The 21,374-nt window shown below is 59.4% G+C and carries 20 protein-coding genes and 1 pseudogene; 10 read left to right on the top strand and 11 right to left on the bottom strand.

Annotation, left to right across the window (positions count from 1 at the left end):
• Positions 1-2: 2 nt before the first annotated feature.
• Genes ACWBU6_RS16090 through ACWBU6_RS16075 form a run of 4 tightly spaced genes read right to left on the bottom strand, consistent with a single transcriptional unit; the run spans position 3 to position 5,222 of the window.
• Positions 3-1,349 (bottom strand): radical SAM protein, encoded by a 1,347-nt coding sequence (locus tag ACWBU6_RS16090; protein ID WP_452644422.1) that lies wholly within the window; start codon positions 1,347-1,349, stop codon positions 3-5.
• A 34-nt stretch (positions 1,350-1,383) separates the two neighbouring features.
• Positions 1,384-2,208 carry a hypothetical protein gene (locus ACWBU6_RS16085; RefSeq protein WP_452644421.1) on the bottom strand — a complete coding sequence of 275 codons (825 nt, stop codon included), beginning with the start codon at positions 2,206-2,208 and terminating at the stop codon, positions 1,384-1,386.
• A complete protein-coding gene (locus tag ACWBU6_RS16080; RefSeq protein ID WP_452644420.1) occupies positions 2,208-3,626 on the bottom strand; it encodes a hypothetical protein in 1,419 nt (472 codons plus the stop codon). The genes ACWBU6_RS16085 and ACWBU6_RS16080 overlap by 1 nt, the downstream gene beginning before the upstream one ends.
• A gap of 6 nt (positions 3,627-3,632) precedes the next feature.
• Positions 3,633-5,222, bottom strand: a complete 1,590-nt coding sequence (locus ACWBU6_RS16075) for a ferritin-like domain-containing protein (protein ID WP_452644419.1) — start codon at positions 5,220-5,222, stop codon at positions 3,633-3,635.
• Positions 5,223-7,027: 1,805 nt separating this feature from the next.
• Here ACWBU6_RS16075 and ACWBU6_RS16070 point away from each other — a divergent pair.
• The 4 genes from ACWBU6_RS16070 to ACWBU6_RS16055 are packed head-to-tail and all read left to right on the top strand — an operon-like array spanning position 7,028 to position 9,283.
• Complete coding sequence (locus tag ACWBU6_RS16070) at positions 7,028-7,528, top strand: hypothetical protein (RefSeq protein WP_452644418.1); 501 nt, start codon at positions 7,028-7,030, stop codon at positions 7,526-7,528.
• An 8-nt stretch (positions 7,529-7,536) separates the two neighbouring features.
• On the top strand, positions 7,537-8,151 hold the full coding sequence (locus ACWBU6_RS16065) for a hypothetical protein (RefSeq protein ID WP_452644417.1): 615 nt from the start codon (positions 7,537-7,539) through the stop codon (positions 8,149-8,151).
• A complete protein-coding gene (locus tag ACWBU6_RS16060) occupies positions 8,151-8,798 on the top strand; it encodes a hypothetical protein (protein ID WP_452644416.1) in 648 nt (215 codons plus the stop codon). The genes ACWBU6_RS16065 and ACWBU6_RS16060 overlap by 1 nt, the downstream gene beginning before the upstream one ends.
• Positions 8,799-8,809: 11 nt before the next feature.
• Positions 8,810-9,283: a hypothetical protein gene (locus tag ACWBU6_RS16055; protein WP_452644415.1), complete on the top strand. Its 474-nt coding sequence runs from the start codon at positions 8,810-8,812 to the stop codon at positions 9,281-9,283.
• Between the two features lie 342 nt (positions 9,284-9,625).
• On the opposite strand, the pseudogene ACWBU6_RS16050 reads toward ACWBU6_RS16055, so the two are convergent.
• Positions 9,626-10,600, bottom strand: a pseudogene (locus ACWBU6_RS16050) (methyl-accepting chemotaxis protein); the annotation flags it as partial.
• Between the two features lie 187 nt (positions 10,601-10,787).
• Between ACWBU6_RS16050 and ACWBU6_RS16045 the strand changes: the two are divergent.
• Genes ACWBU6_RS16045 through ACWBU6_RS16030 form a run of 4 tightly spaced genes read left to right on the top strand, consistent with a single transcriptional unit; the run spans position 10,788 to position 13,952 of the window.
• Positions 10,788-11,687, top strand: coding sequence for a hypothetical protein (locus ACWBU6_RS16045; RefSeq protein WP_452644414.1), 900 nt, complete (start codon positions 10,788-10,790; stop codon positions 11,685-11,687).
• Positions 11,688-11,708: 21 nt separating this feature from the next.
• On the top strand, positions 11,709-12,329 hold the full coding sequence (locus ACWBU6_RS16040) for a 2OG-Fe(II) oxygenase (protein WP_452644413.1): 621 nt from the start codon (positions 11,709-11,711) through the stop codon (positions 12,327-12,329).
• On the top strand, positions 12,326-13,183 hold the full coding sequence (locus ACWBU6_RS16035) for a sulfotransferase family protein (protein WP_452644412.1): 858 nt from the start codon (positions 12,326-12,328) through the stop codon (positions 13,181-13,183). Before ACWBU6_RS16040 ends, ACWBU6_RS16035 begins: the two co-directional genes overlap by 4 nt.
• On the top strand, positions 13,176-13,952 hold the full coding sequence (locus tag ACWBU6_RS16030) for a PIG-L deacetylase family protein (protein WP_452644411.1): 777 nt from the start codon (positions 13,176-13,178) through the stop codon (positions 13,950-13,952). The genes ACWBU6_RS16035 and ACWBU6_RS16030 overlap by 8 nt, the downstream gene beginning before the upstream one ends.
• Here the strand turns inward: ACWBU6_RS16030 and ACWBU6_RS16025 are convergent.
• Positions 13,949-14,731, bottom strand: a complete 783-nt coding sequence (locus ACWBU6_RS16025; protein ID WP_452644410.1) for a radical SAM protein — start codon at positions 14,729-14,731, stop codon at positions 13,949-13,951. The two genes, ACWBU6_RS16030 and ACWBU6_RS16025, sit on opposite strands and share 4 nt — an antisense overlap.
• Positions 14,728-15,474 carry a DUF6492 family protein gene (locus ACWBU6_RS16020; protein WP_452644409.1) on the bottom strand — a complete coding sequence of 249 codons (747 nt, stop codon included), beginning with the start codon at positions 15,472-15,474 and terminating at the stop codon, positions 14,728-14,730. The genes ACWBU6_RS16025 and ACWBU6_RS16020 overlap by 4 nt, the downstream gene beginning before the upstream one ends.
• Before the next feature lie 34 nt (positions 15,475-15,508).
• Here ACWBU6_RS16020 and ACWBU6_RS16015 point away from each other — a divergent pair, with 34 nt between their 5' ends.
• Positions 15,509-16,498 (top strand): 2OG-Fe(II) oxygenase, encoded by a 990-nt coding sequence (locus tag ACWBU6_RS16015; protein ID WP_452644408.1) that lies wholly within the window; start codon positions 15,509-15,511, stop codon positions 16,496-16,498.
• Here ACWBU6_RS16015 and ACWBU6_RS16010 read toward each other — a convergent pair.
• Together ACWBU6_RS16010 and ACWBU6_RS16005 are read right to left on the bottom strand one after the other, a co-directional pair.
• Positions 16,479-17,099 (bottom strand): hypothetical protein, encoded by a 621-nt coding sequence (locus ACWBU6_RS16010; RefSeq protein WP_452644407.1) that lies wholly within the window; start codon positions 17,097-17,099, stop codon positions 16,479-16,481. The genes ACWBU6_RS16015 and ACWBU6_RS16010 overlap by 20 nt on opposite strands.
• 272 nt (positions 17,100-17,371) lie before the next feature.
• The gene (locus ACWBU6_RS16005; RefSeq protein ID WP_452644406.1) at positions 17,372-18,181 is read right to left on the bottom strand and encodes a hypothetical protein; all 810 of its coding nucleotides are present in this window, start codon (positions 18,179-18,181) and stop codon (positions 17,372-17,374) included.
• Between the two features lie 148 nt (positions 18,182-18,329).
• On the opposite strand from ACWBU6_RS16005, the gene ACWBU6_RS16000 reads away from it, so the two are divergent.
• Positions 18,330-18,512, top strand: coding sequence for a hypothetical protein (locus ACWBU6_RS16000; protein WP_452644405.1), 183 nt, complete (start codon positions 18,330-18,332; stop codon positions 18,510-18,512).
• Positions 18,513-18,993: 481 nt separating this feature from the next.
• Here ACWBU6_RS16000 and ACWBU6_RS15995 read toward each other — a convergent pair whose 3' ends face one another.
• Positions 18,994-20,055, bottom strand: coding sequence for a CAP domain-containing protein (locus tag ACWBU6_RS15995; protein ID WP_452644404.1), 1,062 nt, complete (start codon positions 20,053-20,055; stop codon positions 18,994-18,996).
• Between the two features lie 187 nt (positions 20,056-20,242).
• A complete protein-coding gene (locus tag ACWBU6_RS15990) occupies positions 20,243-21,058 on the bottom strand; it encodes a hypothetical protein (protein ID WP_452644403.1) in 816 nt (271 codons plus the stop codon).
• Positions 21,059-21,374 lie beyond the last annotated feature (316 nt).

Raw genomic sequence — 21,374 nt, 5'->3', positions numbered from 1 at the left:
ACTCAGTCCGGAATGCCGGCCGGAGCGGCGAACCAGCCCGGTGCCAGCTGGCTCAGACGCTGGTGCGCGCCTATCGTGTAGTGCAGCCAGCCGCGGATGTAGTCGCAGGCGCTGCGTCCGCGCGCCAACACCTCGTGGTGGCAGCCGCCGCCGCACAGGTAGCGCGCCCAGCAGTCTGAGCATGGCTGCTGCCGGTGCACATGGCGTTCGCGCAGCCAGATCGCCTGGCGCGCCCGATCCACCCCGCCATCCAGCGTACCCATGGCGCCCTGTTCGTCGCCGACAAAGCGGTGGCAGGCCGACAATTCTCCGTCCGCCGATACCCCGAAGTAGCCGGCGCCCGCGCCGCAAGGGTAGGGCCTGTGTGTACCGCGCTGCAGTTCGCGTAAGGCGTTTTGCATGTTCATGAACGGGTAGCGCCGGCCCTGCAGGACATGCTGCTCGAAGGCTAGGCCGCAGGCAATCATCGCCTCCAGCATTTCGGCCAGGTCGGCTTCTCCCATTTCCGCGCGTCCGTTGGCCGCGCGCAGCAGCGGCGAGAAGCCGACGCTGTGGAAACCCATGCCGATGAACAAGTCGAGCGTTGTGGGCAGGTTCAGGTTGAAGGGCGTGACGGTGACGCGCGCCGAGACCTGCATCTCGCGCTGCAATGCCAGCAGTGGCTCGATGCGTTCGAGGATGCGGTCGAAGGATCCCTTGCCGCCTTTGAAGGGGCGCAGCCGGTCGTGCTGTTCGGCCGCACCATCCAGGCTCACCGTGACGGCGAAGCCGTACTGCTCGAAAAAGTCGGCGTCGTCCGGCTGCAGCAAAGTGCCGTTGGTCGTGATCGAGAAGCGGCAGTCCACCTGGCGCTGCGCCGCCTCCCGGCTGGCGTAAGCCGTCACGCTGCGCAGCACTGCGCGGTTCGACAGCGGCTCGCCGCCCATGAAAGCCAGGTTCACCTTGGCGCCGGGTGCCGCCTGCGACAGCAGCAGGTCGACCGCCTGGAGCGCCTGCCGTTCCTCCATGCTCCTGGCTTTGCCGCCGAACTCACCCTGCTGCGCGTAGCAATAGGTGCAGCCGAGATTGCACTTTTGCGCGATCGCCAGCGACAGCGCGTGCAGCGGCGGCGCAGCCAGCGGGGTGTCGTCGATCAGCGCCTCGGCGCGCAGGCCGCAGCTGTCGACCAGCCCCTGCAGCAGGGCCGGGTCGTCGCTGTCCAGCGCCGCTCGGAACTCCTCGGTCAGGCCGGGCGGCAGGTGGTACAGGCGCGTACCATTGACCATCAACAGCTGCGCGCCCTGGGCGTCATCGACCAGGTGGGCGTGGCGTTGGCGCGGCCGCGAGGCCGCCACAATGCGGCGGCTCAAGGCCCGCGCCATTGCGGCTGAGGGCGGGCTGGCGTCAGGATTCATCGGCATCCTTGCCACGGATGATAAACTGCAGGTCCTCCTGCCAGGACTTGAACAGGTCGTCATAGGAGTACAGCCTGGTGTCGGTGCGGTTGTCCGGGATGTAGGTGCCGGTACGTTTCTTGGCGAACCACATGTCGCCGCGTGACAGGCCATTGACGCCCGGTTCGACGTTGACGTAATCGGGGCGCGAGGCCGCCCAGTAATAGCAGGCGCACTCGCGGTAGTCGTTCTGCCACGGTGCGCACAAGCCCTGGGTCAGCTCGCCCGGCTGCAGCAGCGCCGGATTGAAGGCCGCCGTGTCGTGTTCGAAGAAGGTGCGAAGGCGCAGTTCGACGGTGATCGTGGGGGTGTCCGGCCCTGCCAGCACCTCGGTACTGGCGTCGGTCTCGGCGGTGAACTCGCAGCTGACGATCTGACCCTGCAGGTGCAGGATGCGGGCGATCGAGTTCGACCATTCCATGAAGGATACCGCGTTCGGATTGGCCACCGAGGCCAGGGTGCCCGAGCTCCCATCCGGGAAGACCGGACCGGTCGTGTTGACCATGGTGCCGACCTCAAGGCCGGCGAAGCGCAGCAGGCGGCGCGTGACCAGGTACTGGAACTCGGGTTCGGCGTCGATCACGTAGTTGTTGTTCTCAACCAGCACAATGCCTTCGAAAGCGCGTCGCCACAGGTTGCGGAAATCGAACTCCAGGCCGGGGAAGCAATTGGAAATCGCGCTGCGCGGCAGTATCGAGGCCGGGTTGCCGGCGCCACGGTGGTGGATCTGCGCGGTCAGGTTGTTGGCGCTCAGGCTTAGCTGTTTGGCGGCCATCACAGTTCTCCTGCAGGGTTGTCGGGTTGGCTGAACATGGCATTGCGGGCGGCCTTCACCACCATGTCGATGTGGCGCCGCGTCAGTGTCAGGCCGCGGCCGTCGGCGCCGCGCATCAGCGCTGGCATCTTGCGCAGCGCGACCGACGAAAGGTCGCCGATTTCCTCGGGCAGGCGCAAGGTCTGGGCGAACCATGGCGCGCCGCCGGCAGACAGGGCGCTGAACACACGTTCGTGCAAGGCGCGCAGCGCCAGGTTGTCCACCAGGGCAGTGGCGGCGATCGGCTCGTAGTAGCGCTCGAAGTCGCTGCTGTTCTGCCGCACCATGGTGCTGGCCACGTTGAGGCGGCCGTTGACCGGGTTGCCGTTCATGACTGCCGTGTTCATCAGCCGCACCGTCTCCAGCGCGCGCAGCACCAGTTCAGTGGCCTGTTCCAGCGACACTTCCTCCTCCGGCACGGTGGGCCCGTGCAGCAATTGCTCCATCTCGTCGGAGACGACCCGGACCGGCAGCGTGTCCGGCGCGTAGGCCGGCGGCCCGGCGCCGATGGTGGCCTGTGCCACCAGCGTGCTGTTGTCGGCCAGCGTCAGCACCACACGCACCAGGCCGTCGCATTCGTCATCCAGGTAGCCCCAGCTGACCTGCTGGCCGTCGGCGTTGGCGTAGCCGGCGTAGATGCCGGCCGGGTTGGTCAGGGTCGGTCCGCTGCTTTCGGTGTAGTTAAGCCAGTCGCCGCGCGCCGCGTCGTACAGCACCAGGTCCTCGCTGTCGATGATCGGGTCGGGGACCAGCTTGGGCACGCCGTCGGCCTGCGGTTCCAGGCGCTCCGTGCGGCTGCCGTACACCTTGCCCGCGGCCGGGGTGTAGCGCAGGCGGACTTCCGGGAAATCCTCAGTGGGCGCAATGAACTGCACGTGGCCGAGCGGCAGCGTCTTTCCGGCCTTGAAGTTCTCACACCAGCCCTCCAGCGCGTGGCGGGCGTGGTCCTTCAAGCCGAACAGGTTGGCGTGGATCTGGTCGTTGCGATTGTTGGTGCGGCGATAGATCTTGATGTTTCCGAGCTCGATGTCCCAGTGCAGGTTGGCCAGCGACAGGCCGTTTTCGGACAGCAGGGCAGGGGTCAGCGGCTGCAGCTGCTCTGGTTCGTCGCTGGTGCGCGCATACACCTCGAGGAAGGGCGCGACCGGGCGCACCAGTTTATCGTCGTCCTTGAAGCGGATATTGTCGGGCACGTAGGCGCGCACAATGCGCCCGTTCAGCGGATCGATTTCGAAGCTCTCGCGCGGCACGATGCGGCGGTAGTTCATAGGGCTGTCAGGATCGGTTTCGAGGTCGAAGGCTTCGAGCGGCTCGGCCGCGCCGCCCAGGCGCGCCACGGCCAGCGGGGGCAGGATTCTCAGTTCCAGTATCGGCATCATGGTCTCCTAGAGCAAGGCGGTGTCGATGCTGCCCGACAGGATGCGCGAGATCAGTTCGCGCATATTGCGGTCGGCCTCGCGCAGCGACGCCAGATAGGGATGGCGGGATTCGGGCACCAGCAGCTGCAGCGCTTCCACCACGTTGGCCGAGGCGGTCAGCAGGTCGAGGTGGCCGCGCCACTTGTTTGCTTCGCCGAACGGGCTGTTAAGGGTGTAGGGCATCTGGAACGGCGGCCCGGCAAAGCCGGCGGCCGGATCGGTAGCCGAGATGGGCGACTGCATCAAGATCTCGGAAATGGCGCGCAGGTTGTACATCTCGCCGAAGGTAGCGTTGACGATGGCGCCGCGCGGCGTGATCGCACCGGCCGCATTCAGCCCACCGTACAGCGTGAAGCTGTGGATCAGGTAGTTCAGCAGCATGCGGTAGCGGATGTTGTGCAGCGTGGCCCACAGGGTTGCTTCGGGATGGGTGATGCGGGTAGTGGTGGCGCTTTCGTCGCCGCCCTCGTCATCTGGATTGAGCGAGACGTAAGGGTTGATGGCGACTTGCCGCGCCGGCGCCCATGCAGCGCGCGCAGCGGGGCTGTCCGCGAGCAGGCCGGATTTGCTCACGGGTTGCAGCGCCTGCCATTGCGGCGCGGCGAAATCGGGCGGTCGCGCCGCATTCCAGTGTTCTGGTGCCAATGGCGTGTGCTCGGTCAGTTCTCGCATCTCGACATAGATGCGCAGGAAGCGCACGAAGTGCGAAGCGGTGGTGCCGCTAGTGGCCTCTCCTTGCTGGGCGATGGCATGTAGGGCGGCGACCATGTCGTCACGGCAGGTCTGCGGTACCACCAGCACGTCCGGCGTTTGCGTCGGCTCGCCGCTGGGGCGGCCGCGATGGCCGCCCTGGTAGCCGCGGCCCCACTCCGCGAAGTCGGCCTGGGCTGGCAAGGTTGAAGCATCAAAGGCGGCATCAGGCAGGTATTCGGGATCGGCCACCAGCGGAATCAAGGTGTTGAACAGCGCAGCCACCTGGTGTGGGTTATCGGTCTGGGCGTGCACGCGCATGCGGATTTCGTCGCCCAGCGCACCACCGTCCCAGCCAACCGGCGATTCGGCATACACATATTTGGCCAGCGAGTCGAGCGTCAGCGGTTCAAGCATGAACGGGAACGGATAGAAAGGCGAGTCCCACGGTTCATCTTCGCGTTCCATGTGCAGCGGGGAACCGATCAGGCGCAGCGAGTTCTGCACCGAGATCAGGTGGCCCATTTCCTCCTTGGCGATGCCCAGTATTACCTCCTGCCAGGTGCGCACGCTGTCGCGGAACGCCTCGGGCACCTGGGGACCTCCCAGCGAATAGGCGGCGTACAGGTATTGCACCATCAGGCAGTGTTCGATCTCGGCGTCAATCGACAGCAGGTAGGTGATGTAGTCGCGCGGCGAGAATTCCAGGTTCAACGTTGGCGTGCTTGCCGCCTTGGCGCCGGCCGCCGGAGCGACTGTGCCGCGCAACAGCAGTGGCGTGGTCGAAGGCAGGCCATGTTCGGTGCCGGTGCGGGGTAAATGGGCGGAGGGCGCGCCGAGGTGGCGGCGGATTTGTGCAGCTCGCATTTCTTGTCCTTCTCATGTCGGACATCCCGGCAGGGATGCGTTGCAATAGGCGTCGGGACAAGCGAAGCACGCTTCGGCTGGAGGCGACGGCGTCAAATGACAACAGCGTGATCAGGCAAACGAGAGAGGTAATGCGCCGCGTCGCGGGCCGGTCTGAAAAGCTTGCGTCAGGCTGGCTTAAGGAGGTGGCATGCCGGCGCCGCACGGGCGGGCCAACAGTGCTGCGAGTATCGCAATGACTTATGAACTCTTCAACTATAAAAATTGCCATGGTGGCGGAAATACCACCGCAACGGTAGCATCATGCTCCAGCGAGCCGTGAGATCTGGCGCGGCCATTGGGTTTTGCGACCATCGAAATGTGTCAAGAGGGAGCGGGTGCTAGCCGGTTCGCGTTGGGCGGAATGGTTGGAGATGCCAAAGCCAGGGTTACGTTGTGAAACTGGATTTCGATGGGATTCAATGCCGTTCCAGCCAGTTCCGCCGGCAGCCGACTATTTCTCGGCTGGCCAACGAGAATCGATGTCGAGTTGGCCGAGAGCGATGTTAGCGAGTTGGGGGGGGCGGACTTTTCAGGCTTGCTAGAACCGGACATTACATCTTAGCTCCTACGCACGCATGACTTCGCATAATCTATATTATGTCAAACGCCGTACGCGCCGCACTGGCCTACGCTGGGCAATCGTCTATTTGCAGAAAAATGTTCACGGTTTTTGCAGGAAATTATTCATAGCCCCATTTTGCCCGGTGACACTCGGCCTAGAGGCGATCGGTCCGCGTCTCTTGCTGCAGCGTTGACCGTCCCACACGCCCAGAATTTTGCAGGAAATCGTTCATCTCACAGCGCTCGCTGCAGCGACACCTGGACACAAATTAAATCCGCGATTCTTACCTCTCGCGATAACAGCGCCTCAACCGTCCTACGGAGCTTAGGCAATTTATGCACTCTGCATAAACTGCCTAAGTCGATGCACGTGCACTGGTGTATTCGATTCACCATCCATGAACTCCCTGTGCAAGCTCACCTTTCCGCTCCAAGCTATTGGTTAAGGCGCGTGGGAAAGCTGCCAGTATTCTTCCAGATTTCGAGCTCGGCAACAGTAAGCGGCGTTTCCGCCTCGTAGACAAACCTGGCGTCTTTCCGAGTCCGATAACGTAACCGCTTGAGCTCGGCCACAGAGATCAAAAAGGCGTCCGCCACGGCTTGCTCGGCAAGATTTGAGACAGACTGCCCACGTGGCCCCTTGGTCCGTCACGTTAAGCAGTGACGCCAAGCCCCTTTCGGCTTTCGGTGGAGTGAGCAAAGTGCTCGGTCCGTCGCGGATTTATGCTCCTGAGTTCAAGCGCTCATTGAAGAAAAAGGCCTAGATAAGGCCCCGTTGGTGTTTCTTCTAACGCCGGCTTGCAGCGCATCACCCCTCTCAACTTAGTGCTGCAGTCAGTCCACCACTGCAAACGCTCAAGTTCACGGCGAATGTGGCAAGTGTCCCGAGCGATTTGATGCGCACTCAAACGGCAAAATGTGCCGTCGATCAAGAAGTCATGCGCTACCCCGGCGAAAAATTGCGCCAATGGATAAAGATTTTTATCCTGTTACGAACGGATAGATTTTTTAATAATTTAGCTGATATGCACAGCCGTAGCTAAAGTTCGATATTAGCTGGCAATTGATCGCTTCAATATTAATAGTTCTGCCGGCTTTCAAATTGGCGTCGCGCCATGCGTTCCATGTTTGGCCGAGCGCTCCTTTGTGTAAGGCGATTCGAGCGTCAAGCGCGACCAAAATTGTTTTGGAGGGAGAGGTTCATGCGAATTTTTCTTGGCTGCATCCTTGCTTTTCTGTGCTCCTTAAGTCAGGCGTCGGATCGGCTACTTCAAGGTTATATCCTTCGAGATAACCAAAGTATCGTTTCCCCGGACGGAAAGTATTCGTTAATCATGCAATCCGACGGCAGTTTAGTTATGTATCGATCGATTGACGGCTCTGTGCGGTACCGAATGAAGAAATACGGTGCATACGCCATCATGCAGACGGACGGCAATTTCGTCGAATATAACAGCAATAATGCTGCGATTTGGGCGACCAACACTGGAGGCAAATGCGGCAGCTGCTGGCTCCAGATTAATAACGACGGGGATCTGCTCGTCGGCTACTTTAGTCCGACAGGAAATTTCGGTATGGTCGTCTGGTCGATTGGGCCGGATTATGACTATCCGGCCTTAGATGCCGTACGCTATCCATTGGTGAACGATGCGCCACCAACCACCCCGCCGGTGCCAACACCCAACCGCCCTCCGATTCCATAGGAGTAGCAATGAGACATTTCAATATTGACCGCTTGACGCGATTGATGCTTATTGCGTCAGTTATGCTTTTTGCTCAAAATGCCAATGCGCTCGGGCAGTTCAGTCGTTCATGCCGTTTTAGTGAAATTCCGTTCGGACTTCAAAACGTGTCTGCGCGATTCTTTTATGCTGTCGGGGGACCTGAATATGTTAAAACGCTACCTCAGAAAAGCGAAGCGGAGCAAGCGAAGTACCGCATTTTAGAATCCTTGACAACGGACTATACCCGTTTCCGTTATCTACTCTTCGCGATGTCATGGGTGCTAGATAGAGGCGGAGCTAACGGCGACTGGCGGCAAATCGCCGAATACCGGAGTATATGGACAGCAGAATCGATCAATGCCGCGATGGAAGTCGATCCTTATTTCCGCCCATACTATCTCAATCGACAGTGGCTGTTTAGTGCGCGCGCTGGAAGTCCACTGATCGCCGAATGGTGGCCTGGCGATGGGCAAGCACTGGTGTTGGGGGCGCACTTTTATTACGATCTTGCCGGGAAGCGAACCGTGCGGTTGCCCGATAGTATGGCGGTAGATTGTAACTTGAGCGATTTTGGTTTGGGACTCGGTTTATGGGGACGATAATGAAATCGATTCCACTGCTAATCTTGGTATTGCTGATAGGTGAAGACGTCTCGGCCCAAAGCGTTCCAGTTCCGATTCTTCAGTTATCGAGTCATGGGGACAAATTGATTCCTAAAGGCACGCTTACTAAAGAGCAGAATGACTTTTTCTGGAAGGACACCACAAAGAGCCGCGAGGGCTATTTGCAGATCAAGTCGCCGCCAGAAGCGATGGAAATTGTGGTGCAAGCCAAGGCGCTAGCCAATCAGGCTCCCCCCGACGAGTTGTCAGCCATAGTGAACCAACTGGCCACGACAGGTTTGAATCTCGTGGGCAATTTCAAAGAATCGATTAATCGTCACAATTTGGTCTTCTCGAACTCGCAGGGGTTGCTAATGCTGACGGTCTGGGACTATCAGAAGGACGGCGCAAGCATTACTGAAATGGAGGAGTTCTTTACATCCAAAATCAAGGGGAGTCCGGCGGTCCTTTCACTTCTCTACAATGACGCGCACGATAAGTTACTTTGGAAGGCAACTTGGTCCAAAGACGGCCGTCAGTACGAACTTTTCATCGAAGACGTCAGAACACGGCAAGGCGATCCGACGCGCAGGCCAGACAGTGTCCTCACGATGGCAGCGTCCATCATGCCTGCTTCAACGCAGTAGTGGATGCTGCTTTGTCGCCACCGCTGGGTAAGTTCGCCAAGTACTTATTGCGCGAGCCGTTCGCCTTCCAGTGTCAGGTGCTAGACTCACCTATTTGCCAAGACCAGGGAAGCTACGTGACGAACTTACGCGAGAAGCGGGCGAGCAAGAACAGTTCCTTCGCAATTGTATTGGGTAGCGCCGTGGCGGGTGGGATCAGCGTGATCGGGACATATGTGACTGTGCAGGGAGTTTCGTCGCTCACCTTCGTTCTGGCGTTAGCGCTAGTGGGTATGTTGGTCGGGGGCTTAGTTGGTATTTGGGCCGGGGACAAGTCCGCCAAAATGGTCGGGGTCGGTGCGTTCATTGGCGTTTTTATCATCTGGCTACCAGTCGTTGCGGTCACATATGGATTTGCGCTGTTGGCGCTGCCTCTTTTGCTGTTGTATGCCTTAATCATGGCAATCGGATCCAAGTTCGCCAATATGCTTCGCAAGAGACTTTGACAGTCGCGGCCAGATCTCACCGTTTCGGAGCGTGCGATCTGCCGACAGGCCATTTTCCTCCGGACAGTGTTCATGCACTCTCCCAACTGGCTTCTCTGAGTGGCCCGTCAGCGATTGTCTGGCGAACGCGGCAACTCGGTCGCATGCCCGCCAACCCCTGCCGCGATTAGCTGCCGAAATAACCAATCTAGAACCGGTTGTCTCCCTCGGTCTGTCGAAATGGGTCTTACACGATCATGTGGTGCTCCGCCTTGCGGACAGAGCACCGTTACCTAAATTATGGAATCCGGGCTGCAGCCAGAAATCAAATTCCGCTCAACTTCCAATTGGGAGCAATTAGCCCTATCCATTGGCTTGATCCATTCGCTTTCGCTGATCTGCACCAACTCGGGCCGCCCATACGACCGTCGCGGCAAACGGCGGCGGTGCAATCGCCACTGTGCCGCCCAGCGTCCTATGGGGCGACGGGGACGCCAAGGCGACGTAGGGGCGTTGTGCCGCTTGCATTCGGCCCGCAACCGGAGCTGTGGAGCCATTCAGCGTCGTGGCTGCGCTGGTGGCAGCCTTGTGCAGCGTGAACACAGCGAGCAATGACGAGAGCTGAGCGGCCTGCTGCCGGAGCGAGTCGGCGGCAGCCGACGCTTCTTCCACCAGTGCAGCGTTTTGTTGCGTCACCGTGTCCATCTCACTGATGGCCTGGTTGACCTGGTTGATACCGGTCGACTGCTCGGCGCTGGCGGCGGAAATCTCCGACATGATATCGCTCACGCTAGCGATGCTGGCGACGACTTCGTCCATCGTGCGGCCGGCCTGATCGACCAGTTTGCTGCCCGCCTCAGCGCAGGTGACGGAGTCGTGGATCAGCTCCTTGATTTCCTTTGCTGCCTGGGCAGAGCGCTGCGCCAAGGTGCGCACCTCGGTCGCAACAACGGCAAAACCGCGCCCCTGCTCGCCGGCGCGTGCCGCTTCGACCGCTGCGTTAAGGGCCAGGATATTGGTCTGGAAGGCGATACCATCGATGACGGAAATGATGTCGACGATACGCTTGGAAGCCTCGTTAATCGAACCCATGGTGTCCACCACCTGCGCCACCACCGCCCCACCGCGGCTGGCCACTTCCGAGGCCGACGCCGCCAACTGGTTGGCCTGGCGTGCGTTGTCCGCATTCTGCTTGACCGTCGACGTCAGTTCTTCCATCGACGATGCGGTTTCCTCGAGCGAGCCGGCCTGCTGTTCGGTGCGCGCCGATAGATCCTGGTTGCCGACCGCGATTTGTTCCGTGGCCGTTGCGATCGTATCGGTTCCTTCCCTCACCTGGCCCGAACCGGAAATCTTGGGAGGCTCCAACATGTGTCCGGCCGTCCTTGAGTGTCATCGATCTTTTACTGCATAGATGCCAACGGATGCGGGCCGGAATTCCCCACACGCGCGCCATCTGTGGTCGGGAACCGCGTTAAGGGGTATGCTGAAACACAGGCTTGGGCATGACAGAAGGTGTGCGGAAATGAGACTTGAATGGCCGATGTTTGGACTTGTTGACGATCGCAGCCAAAGCACGGGATATGTAGGCCTTCACGCCCCTGCCGCTAATGCGGCGCAGGCACAGGCGATCCTTTCGTTCACGATGTCGCATCGCTTACTTGGATTCTGCAGCTACGTTGATTTTCCTGCCGGGTACAGATTATCCAACCAGCAGGATTACGAATCACTTTGTTTTGCCTGGTGCCATTGTTTTCGGAACCCAGACCAGTTTTTCTCGCCTGGGCGCCGCTTGCTTCTGCTTAGCCACTCGGACTTTATCGACTACACGCTTGCAGCGCCAAGGCCGCTTTTGGGTGAATTGCATTCGGGGCGAGATTACGATTTCGCCTACGTGTGCCAGCCTGGTTCCTGGAAGGAAAAAGTCAAGAATTGGGGACTTGCCTTACGCTGCCTGCCGGTCCTGTGCGACGAGTTGGGCCTGCGCGGTGCACTGGTCGGCCGTGATGTGCTTGACGGGCCACCTTTAAGGCATCCTCACCGCCTGACCATGCTACCTGAGCTTCCTTGGGGAGACCTGATGCGACTGCTGGGCTGCAGCCGCTTTCTTTTCTTGCCAAACGAACTTGACGCCTCTCCGCGCCTGTTGTGTGAAGCACTCTGCATGGATACCCCTGTGCTCGTCAATCGCAGGATCCTGGGCGGCTGGAAGTACGTAAATGGATTCACAGGTGCCTTCTTTGACGATGAATGCAACGTCGCCCAGGGCGCGCGCGATTGCCTCGAACACTGGACCAGCCCACGCCGCTGGTATATCGCCAACTCCGGGCCAATTGTATCTGGACGCAGGCTTGCCCGCTTTCTTGCGTGTCATGACAAGAACCTGGCACATGTGCGTACTATCCACCTGAGCGACACCCTATAAGCACTGTCGGGAGAAGACCCAATGCGCTATCTCAGCCACGATTATCCTGCTCCCCCTGCGATTTTTGTCGAGCGTCACTTTCTTGCACTGGACTGGTGCCGTGAGGCAGTCGCCGCGATGCGCCAAGGCAAGCACGTCCCGGCGCAGGTTGGCGGCGAGATGGGTGACGATGTCACCAACCTGCGTGTGCGCCGAACCAGCCACGCGGTGATCCCGCACGCGTTGCAGCTGCAGCTTGCCGCACGGCTCGATAGTTTGCGCCCGTGCGTAGAGCGCCATTTCGGCATGACGCTCGGTGCTGCGCAGGCAGCCCAATTCCTGCATTACCGGCGCGGCGACTTCTTTCGTCCCCACCAGGATTCGTCCATACATCCGGCGCATGCTCCGGAACTGCGGGCCAGGCAGATTTCGGTGGTTATCTTCCTGAATAGGAGTGCCCGTCTTCCGGACGAGAACAGCTATTGCGGCGGAGAGTTGCGCCTTTACCGCATCGACGATGCTGTGGCTGACCCGGGAATCTGCATCGCTGGTGAACCCGGCTTATTGGTTGCCTTTTGCTCCGATGTATTCCATGAAGTGCGAAAGGTTACGCATGGCGAGCGCTTCACCATCGTCAGTTGGTTTGTGGGTAAGGCACCATGACCGGCCCCATCGTAATCATAGGTCGGCCACGCTCAGGCAGCAGGCTGCTTTGCAATCTCCTGCGTCACAACGGGATTTTCATGGGCGCCGACTTGCATCGGGAATCTCTGGACTCCCGCAGTTGGGGACAAAGTTTCGTCGTGCCCCTTGTAACCAGCTCTTTTTATCCCTTTCAAACGCCGGCTGAGCCTGCCTTGCTCGGGGCCTGCTCAGAACTGTTGAAGCAGGTGTGGCCTGCTTACAGCGGGGGCCGGGAACTGCCCGGCGCCTGGGGATGGAAATTTTGCGAATCATTATTTCTCATGCCGGTCATCAAGCAGCTGTATCCCTCCGCCCGCTTTCTCCACATTATCCGAGATGGCCGCGACGTCTCTCTGTCTCAGCGAGGATATTTCCAATTGACCCAGGAGCGTGCACCCGATGGCTGGTCTCCGCCCCGCATCGAGCAAGACTCTCCTACTTACCAGGATTTTTGTGCCACAGTTACGTTTGGCAAGAGCGGCATGCGATCCTGGCGCGGCATGCCTCTCGCAGCGCCGCACAGGCTTCAACCCCACCGCTTTCTGCTCCAGGCGCAGGCCTGGGTTACCTGTGTCGAGCATGCCCAGGCGTATGGCAGGCGCTATGCCGGCGACTATATGGAGGTGCGCTACGAAGACCTGTGCCAAAACCCCGGTGCAAGCGCTCAAGCGATCTTTAACTGGCTCGGTCTCCCATTCAGCGCATGCCCGGTCATCACTGCCGCACCGCTTGAAAAATGGCGACGCGCCAGCCTGAGCCAAAGCGAACGGCGCGACTTCGACGAGGCCAGCGAACTCGCCGCGCCTCTGCTGCAGCGGCTGCATTATGCCTGACCAGTTCACCCAGCGTGTGCTGGTCGTGGTCGCCCATCCGGACGATGAAACCATTTTCATGGGGGGACTGATCAATCGGCTGCGTTCATCTGGCTGTATGGTCGACATTGCCTGCGCCACCGCCGCAACCACGGCGTCCAGCTCCCGGTGTCGCTACGAGGAATTCCTTGCAGCATGCGGCGCGCTGGGCGCGCATCCTTTCGCCTTTGATCTTCCCGACCATGCGGGGCCACTCCCCGTACAGGAACTGGAACTGCGCCTGTTGCAGCTGCGACGAGAGTACGACTACCTGCGTGCCTACACCCATGGCATTTGGGGCGAGTATGGCCATCGGCACCATCAGGATGTCAGTCTTGCGGTCCATCGGGCGTTCGGTAGTATCACCCGCAGCTTGGCCGGGCCATTGCATTTCGGCGAACGGCTGTTGCTGACTTCGCAGGAAACGGAGCGGAAACGCAGCATCGTGCGTCACTGCTACGCTAGCCAGCCAAGTGTCGAGAGTTGGTGCACCAGCGAAGAATGCTTTGTTCGATTGCATTTGGCCTCGGTGGAAGCCATGATCGCGATTGCCGCAGGTGTGCCGGACTGCCGCCTGGCCGAACGCATGGACGATGGCGGCTTCAGAAGCTTGCTGGCCCTTAGCCTCGCGGCCTTTCGCGCTGATGCCGCGCCATTTCCGGAAGTCGCGCACATCCCGTCCGCAATCTGGCGCAGAAACTACCAGCGGTTTGCCGCGCGCCTGGCTGCGATCCAGGCGCGCTGGAACTAGAACACAGTCTTCTCAAAGTACTCCAGCTGCGCCGGGCACATGCCGCAAACGGCCTCCTCCCTGCCGGCAATAAAGGCCCTGATCTCGTCGTCGGTCGCGCTAAGACTCAGAGGAACGTAATGCAAGGCCGTGCGCCACGCAGGGATGCGGTCGAGCTCAAAGGCCTTGGCGATCCGACGCAGATGGGCTACGGGTGGACACTTCCATAAGGCGTTGTCTTGCAGCGTCACGCAATGTTTGTTCTCGCAAGCGTTCCAACTTGCTTTGGGATTGCCATCGTCAAATGGCAGCATGTCGCGACCTGTCCCACGATACAGGCGGTACCAGCCATTCACCGAATCCCTTGTTTCATAATGGACACCGTAAGCCTTCGCCTCGGCGGATGCGTGCACCAGACGAGGTTCAAGTAGTTCGAGGTAACGGGGTTCGCGTGAGTGTATTGAGATGGTAAGCCGTGTATTTGTTTCCGCGAGGACCTCCCACAGCGGTGCCCCCCATCGATCGAGCAGCAGTCCGTTGCTGGTCAGGCGCAGGTTGGAGAAAGGCCAAACCGAGTGCGCCAATCGCAAGAACTGCGGGAGTTCGGGATTCAGCAACGGTTCCCCGCCAAGGAATGTGAAGTGGATTGGTTCAACGCGGGCCGCCCACGCCTCTATCCAGGGCCCGCCTTGCGCAAAAGTTACCGCCGCACCGCCGCGGTAGTTGGAGAAGTGACTGCACCCGGCGCAGCGCAGGTTGCAATGGTGCGCCAGGTGCATTTCGAGCTTGGGAATCCTCATACCTCCCCCTTCGGGTCCTCGCGCGCTGGGCCCGGCGCAAGCATCAGTTCCAGCTCCTCTTGCAGCCGCTGATCAATACCGCCCCAGCTCCAGTAAGCACGACAGGACTGGCGCTCTGGCGGCCACGCGTTCTCGTCGAGCCAATGGCAGGCGTCCCTATGATGATGGTAGGCATAGGCACCGAGGGCGTTAAACTCGGAAAAACCGCGTGCTGGCTGGCGCAGTACATACTCTTCGAGCCCCACGCCATGCTGCGCTTCGATGAAGTTCCGGAATTCGCGATACATCCAGCGGGGAAAGGTATAGGGCGGTGTGCGCATGAATTCATAGTCGACACTGTGCCCAAGCAGCTGTTGGACCAGCCCCTGCCACGGAACATGGCGATCCAGCCGTCTGTAAGGGGCGAAAAGGATGCGCGGCTTTCCATCTTGCATCAAGTCAGACGGTTGTGTGCTGCGCGAGAAGATGCAGTCGGAATCGACATGGCAGATGTAATCGGCCTCCGATATCGTGTCGGCATGCAGCTTACTCACTTGCTGACCTAGATAGTCGTCAGCATAGTCCGGGCAACTGATCGTAATATCGCCGCCCAGTCCATGCCAGTCCAGCCGCGCGCGGCTGGCGTGCGGCACCACGACAATGACTCGTGAGAAGCCATGGCAATAGCGCCTTATCGAGCGCAGGCAGTAGTGCAGCCAGCGCAAATCCTTGTAGTAGGACCGAATGAATATGTCGACCTGCATATCAGCCCCGTCGAACTGAAAATAACCGTGTGCATTGGGTTACAGCACCGGCGGTGGTATTTCCGGTAGTATTGATCAATACAACGACAACCGCCCACTGCCCATGTCGAATCCTGCTTCGGCCCACTGGTTCGTTCAGCCGGACTTCTTTCCCCGCGCTGCCGACATGCGCGCCGAGTATGAGGCGCGCGTGCGTCCTGCGCGCGAGTTCTCGCCCACCCGGCTGGTCTGGGACTATTGGTATGTCGAAGGACAGTATGCATACTTGCGCAGTCCGGCGCAGCACTTCTTCTCTCCGCAGTTGTACCGCAACTTCATCGCTAGCCTGCGCCAGTGGGGCGAACAGAATGTGGGCTGCGGCCAATGCACCGACCTCTGGATCTCGTACTATATCGAAGGTTGCTGCCAGAACCTGCACACCGATGTGGGCCAGGGCACCTGGGGCGTAGTTTTTTCCCTGACGCCGCCTGGTCCGCCCGCATTCTCCGGCGGTGAGACGGCGCTGCTGCGCCCTTCTACGCTTGATTACTGGCGCCATTTCGACTCCAGCCATGCAGCAGAGCGGGAAGAGCTTGTTGAACACATCCCACCGCACTTTAACCAATTGCTCGTATTCGATGCGCGCTTCCCGCATGCCGTTACCCCAGTGCACGGCACGCGCGACCCCCTTCTGGGCCGTGTTGTCTTGCATGGCTGGTTCCGGCCGCCGGCACTGAGGGTGTGGGGTGACCTGACGCTCGGGGAAGTGAAGCCGATTGCGGACGAAATCGGCGAGCGGTGGTCTGCAATGAGGCGCCACAACCATGTACTGCACGGAAGTCTCCTACTCAGGTTGACCATAGCCGCTGACGGAAGACCTGAAGGCGTCACGGTTATTGTCTCCTCCCTCATGTCTTTGGACGGGCGCACCGAAACAGTTCGCGATGTGCAGGCCGCTGCAATTGAACTGGCCGCTGCCACGATCTTCCCAACTCGGGCAAATCCAAGCAGCGTCCTGCTACCGCTCAATGCAAGCGACCGCTGAAAGCCGCGGGAACGTAATGCAACAGCAGTGAGTACGACCATTGGCCCGGACCTAGCGGCATGCGCCAGTGCGGCAGCTCCCTGCCCCGAAAAATCAGAGCATCGCCGGGCGCCTGGTGCACGGCTACCGTTTCAGCGGGCAGCTTCAGCCAGATGGGCCAGGACGGACTGCTTTCCGGCCCATGTTCGACCAGAAAGGAAATGGTGAATTCGCATTGCTCGCGATCAGTGTGGCATGCCAGCGCCGCGCCATCACGATATCCGGCGAAGTAACAGTAGGATGGAATCACGCGTTCGCCGGCCAGTCGCGTCACCACATTAGCGAGCTGGTGGTGGAAAAAGCGCAGCAGCGGCTCGTTATGGACGCCGTACCGGCGCTCGCATTGTGCGTCGCCTATTGAAGCCTGGCGTCGCACAATGCCGCGTAAATAGTCCCGAAGGCTGTCTAACTGTCGCGCACCGAGCAGGCCGGATACTGTCGCAAAACCTTGCTCGCGTAAGCTCTCCTGGCCCGCGCCAGGGGCCGCACTGAATGAAGGCGCATTCTGGTCCGTTAATTCGATGCCTGCTCGTCGCAAGGCGCTGATCAAATCCTTGTCCAACGGCGGTGACTCGCCTTGCTCCCCGCGTGCCAAAGTCGGCCGAACTGGCAGCCAAAATGGTAAAAGAAACTGGTAGGGTAAGGTCTCAATCCAAAGCATGGCTTTCCCGCTCAGGAACCGTTCCCTGAAACGTGCGCGCTGCGACAGTACTTGCGGAATCGAAGGCCCCAGCTGCCACCACCACCGGGCTGCCAGCAATGGCGGTGGTGGCGGGCAGCGAACGGAAAACTCCTCTCCAATAAGGCAGCTGTAGCGTAACGCATCCTCCATAGTCACCTGGCACCGGGATTGGTGATGATATCAATGCCACCAATGTCAATTCGCGCCGTTGGCGGAGATGGCGGCACCCCGCCCGGTAGGGAGGCGTCGAAACTTCCGCCGTCAATTGTGATGAGCTCACGCAGGCGGGCCCAGTCAAGCACTCCCTGGAACAGTGCATTGGCTTCCAGGATTTTCGCCTCGACCTTGTGTGCCAGCAGCTCAGGAATGGAAACGTTGGCCAGGCCCAGGTTGTCGAGTACACTGCGCACTGGCGCACGATAGAAGAAGTAGCGCGCGTCTTCCGTCTGCACCAGGTCCTTGGATGGCTGGAATCCGTACTTGGTCAGCACATGATCCGTCATCACGGCACCTTCGACGACCAGATAATTGATCTCGGCATCGGGACGTTGCTCCAGTGATTCCAGCACTTCCTTGTAGAGCGCGGCACGCATGCCAATATTTGCCGCTTCCTCCGGTCGCACGTATGCTGGACTGAGACCGAAGCTGTTGTTGCCCACAGGATGAACCTGAATCATGGCGACAATACGCCGCGAGCCATAACCCCATGGTGGCCACGGCCGATCACGCACTGCGGCGAAGATTGACGATTCCGCAGTCTTTAGCGTTGGCAGTACGCGCTCTTCGTACAAATGCGGCGCGCCAAGTTTTCGAAAGAATGAGCGCATTGCGACCGCTGCTGCATCGTCAAGCTCATTGAAGTTGTCCACTCGTACCGCGTCGTTGCATTGATCGTAGAGCGTTGCCGGGTGCGGGGCCTGCCCTTTCGAAGTGGAACTCTGGTGTTGCGCATCGTTCGTCATAGTTGTACTCCTGTGCGGTGGTAACGGTGGAGTTCGTTAAAGGCCCGGGGGCCATCGCGAAGGCTCTATTCTGGATCGTATCAGCAATCGCAGACCCAAAATACACACTATGTAACGGCTGCGCATCGCGCTGGCTTGCATCTACGCCTTGTCCTGCTCTGATAGTCAGGCCTTTCGCTTCATTGACCAGTTCCTTGGCCAGCATTTGCCGGGCGCCATAGTCGATCCGGCATCCTTGATCCGGCATGCGGCGCGCTTCACTTCCGCCGGACTGATGAACGTGCTGCTGTCGATCAGCTTGGCCGCTGCTCCGCGCGCCGCCTTGCGTTGACCACGGCGTGCCGCCGTCGCGCTTGTCGGTGCAGGAAGTCGTCGCGTATTACACCTTTCGGGAAATCCCGTTGAGTCACTAGGCAGAAACTCGGAACAGTACTTTGCAAGTAGTTGGTGGCAATCACAAATTTCGTTGACACGAATTTTGGATGGAACTGTTCTACTCTTCCCCCTCCCACCGATTCGGAGAGTACAACTTTCAGCAAACAGACGATCGGCGTCAGGGCACTTCATAGTGCTGCCACTTACATCGTGTCAGCTCATTTTTCGGGCAACCGTATCTCGCGCCCTTCAATTGACGCTATGGCTTATGGTTTTGCAAGGGGGCGAACCGAAGGAACGTATAGTCAGCGCCTCGAATACACTGTTTGAACCCGTTGCAGGAAAGCTTAGGCAACTCCACGGATCTTCGAAGCTGCCAGTGCACTCAATATCGATCAACAGGTTTCCCTAAATCCGTGAGCTGGAGCTACGTCAGCTTAAGGGACAAAGAAAGTAACGCTGTACTGGAAGGACTTGGCCTGCCCGCCAACTTTCACATTGCTGATCCGCACATTGAACTTTGTGTCGGCTGGAGAACGCGACCATTCGCTAGCGTCCGCCGTCAGTCTCCAGCTCATGGTGTTGTCGCCATAATTGTTCGGTAATGGTCCAACATTGCCGACGGAGAGCACTTTGCCCTGGTCATTGCTCATCTCCACGCTCGCGCCACCGAAGTCTGCGCCAGGCAAAGAGAAGCTCCACGGATGGCTCGGGTCAGCCACTTTGGAAGTCCACGGAACATAACCGCGTGCTGGCCACGCGATGCCCGTCTCCGCTACGGCCGCTGGTGCTGCAACGGTGCCGCCAAAGACCCACAACGCATTGGCCCGCGTTGTGTCGCCTGTACCTATCTCGCCAAGGCGCGAATAAAGCACCCAGCGGCGGTGGCCCAGGCTTGGGGTGCCGTTATCGACGATGTAGGCGCGTACCGCATTTGGGCCTGCGTTGCCTAGCGCCAGATTTGCGCTACCCGCTGCTGTTGCACCATCGCCCGTGTAGCAATTCCATGAAGTTGGCGGCGTGTGGCTTAACTGGGAGTTCGCTTCCATCATCAATGCCGCTTGCTGCGCCATTGCCGAATGCGTGAGATTGAGGGAGACATTCCCCGGTAAGCCTGCCAAGACTCGGAAGCTGTTCACAGTGTTCAGCACGGCCGCCTTGTACTCGGCAGACGTGGTACCGGCTACACAGCCTTGAGTCGAGCCCGTCCACTGCATGGGAACCGAGAATGCGGGCAACATGGTGGTGTTGTAGAAGGCAGCTACTTCCGCCCTACTGTTCACATTGATCGCTGCCATCGCGCCAGTAGATGGCGTGGTCGGCGTGGTCGGTGTGGTCGGCGTCGTCGGAGTGGTTGGTGTGGTTGGTGTGGTCGGTGTGCTCGGAGATTGCACAGACGCTTTGGATGGCTCAGAATTGCCGCCACCGCAACCTGCGACCAACGCTGTAAAAGCGGCCGCCAGAATGTGCGCCGCAGGGGATGCCGTTGTCATTTTCATTACCTGCCTCTCTTATTGCCATACGGCATAATTAATTGAGGCGGCATTATCACTGAGTCGCGACAAATCCGGCGTTTGATTGGATATTTTGTTGCAATGTTGTCATCTCATGGCTAAGCCGGCACTGCAGCGTCGTACGCCTGAGCTGACAGAAGGTCGAGCCAGCGGCTCGCACGCCGCTTCCGCCCTATTCTGCTTGCGCCTTGAATTTCGCAATCACGCGGTCAAGGCTTCTGGGAGTCAGGTCTTCCACGTCCCTGATGCTGGGCCTGAACAAGCGTTGAAGGCTGAGCGGGACACCCGAATCATCAAGTGTGACCCTTGATCCCTCCACAGGCTTCTCAATGGTCAGGTTTACATAGGTCCGCTCGCATCCGCTGCATTCAAACAAGAGGACGTACTCTCCTTTTTTCAGTTGAAGCTTGTTCACCGTTCTCGCATTTACCGTCAGGGACTGGAGCAGTTGTTTGCCTTTGTGGTCAAAGACCGACATGACCACCCGTTCGCTTTTGACGCGTGATCGCCAGCCCTCGAATTCAAAGTAGTAGTCGCCGACCTGGTCCGATTTCAGGTCTTGCGCATGAGCCGAGGGGAGAATCGACAGCCAGCCGACAGTGGGAGGCTCCTCCACATCTTTCTTTGGCGTCTGCGCTGGTGTCACTGCGGTGAGTACTGCAAATACCGAAAGACCCAACGCGAACGACTCCTTGCGGCTCGCTGGACGATAGACATAGCAAAGGAGCATCGAGAATATGCCCAGCAGAATCAGCGCTACCCAGCCCGCAGACAGGGCTGGTGAGAAGTGCTCCCGCAGCACGGCCGAGATCCTCAAGACCGTTACATGTGTGGACTCGCTCCCACTTTTAAGCAGCTCGGTGAAACCGACCAGGAAGCCACCGAACCCGCCCACCAAATACTCGGCAAGAGTCAGGTTTCGCTCGCCCCCCTTCGCTGCGCCTCCCGCCACTGAATCTTCCAGTGCACCATTCGGACTCGTATTCATGCTTTTGCTCCTTCCGGAGGATCAGACCCAATCGTTGTCGTTCTTTGCGGCCCAGGAGCAGTAGCGCCTGGCAATCGGTGGCCGGGCTGAGCAAGGCGCGCCCGGCCACCGAGTCGTCAATCTAACGCTTCTTCAGCGATTGCGACGTCACCGATCCAGCGAGTTGACGCGTGACCGTCGCTGAATTTTGATTCCTTAATGCTGCCGACGCCTTCGCCTCCATCGCTTTGCCGGTCGCCTTATCGGTCCCCGCTTGCGCCAGTGCGCTGCCGGCCAAACTGCGCTGCAGCGCCGACGCATTTGAATTGGCTAGTAT

The sequence above is a fragment of the Pseudoduganella sp. HUAS MS19 genome (assembly GCF_053615455.1).
The sequence above is the reverse complement of the archived record's forward strand: the minus strand, read 5'-3'. Positions and strand labels throughout refer to the sequence as shown.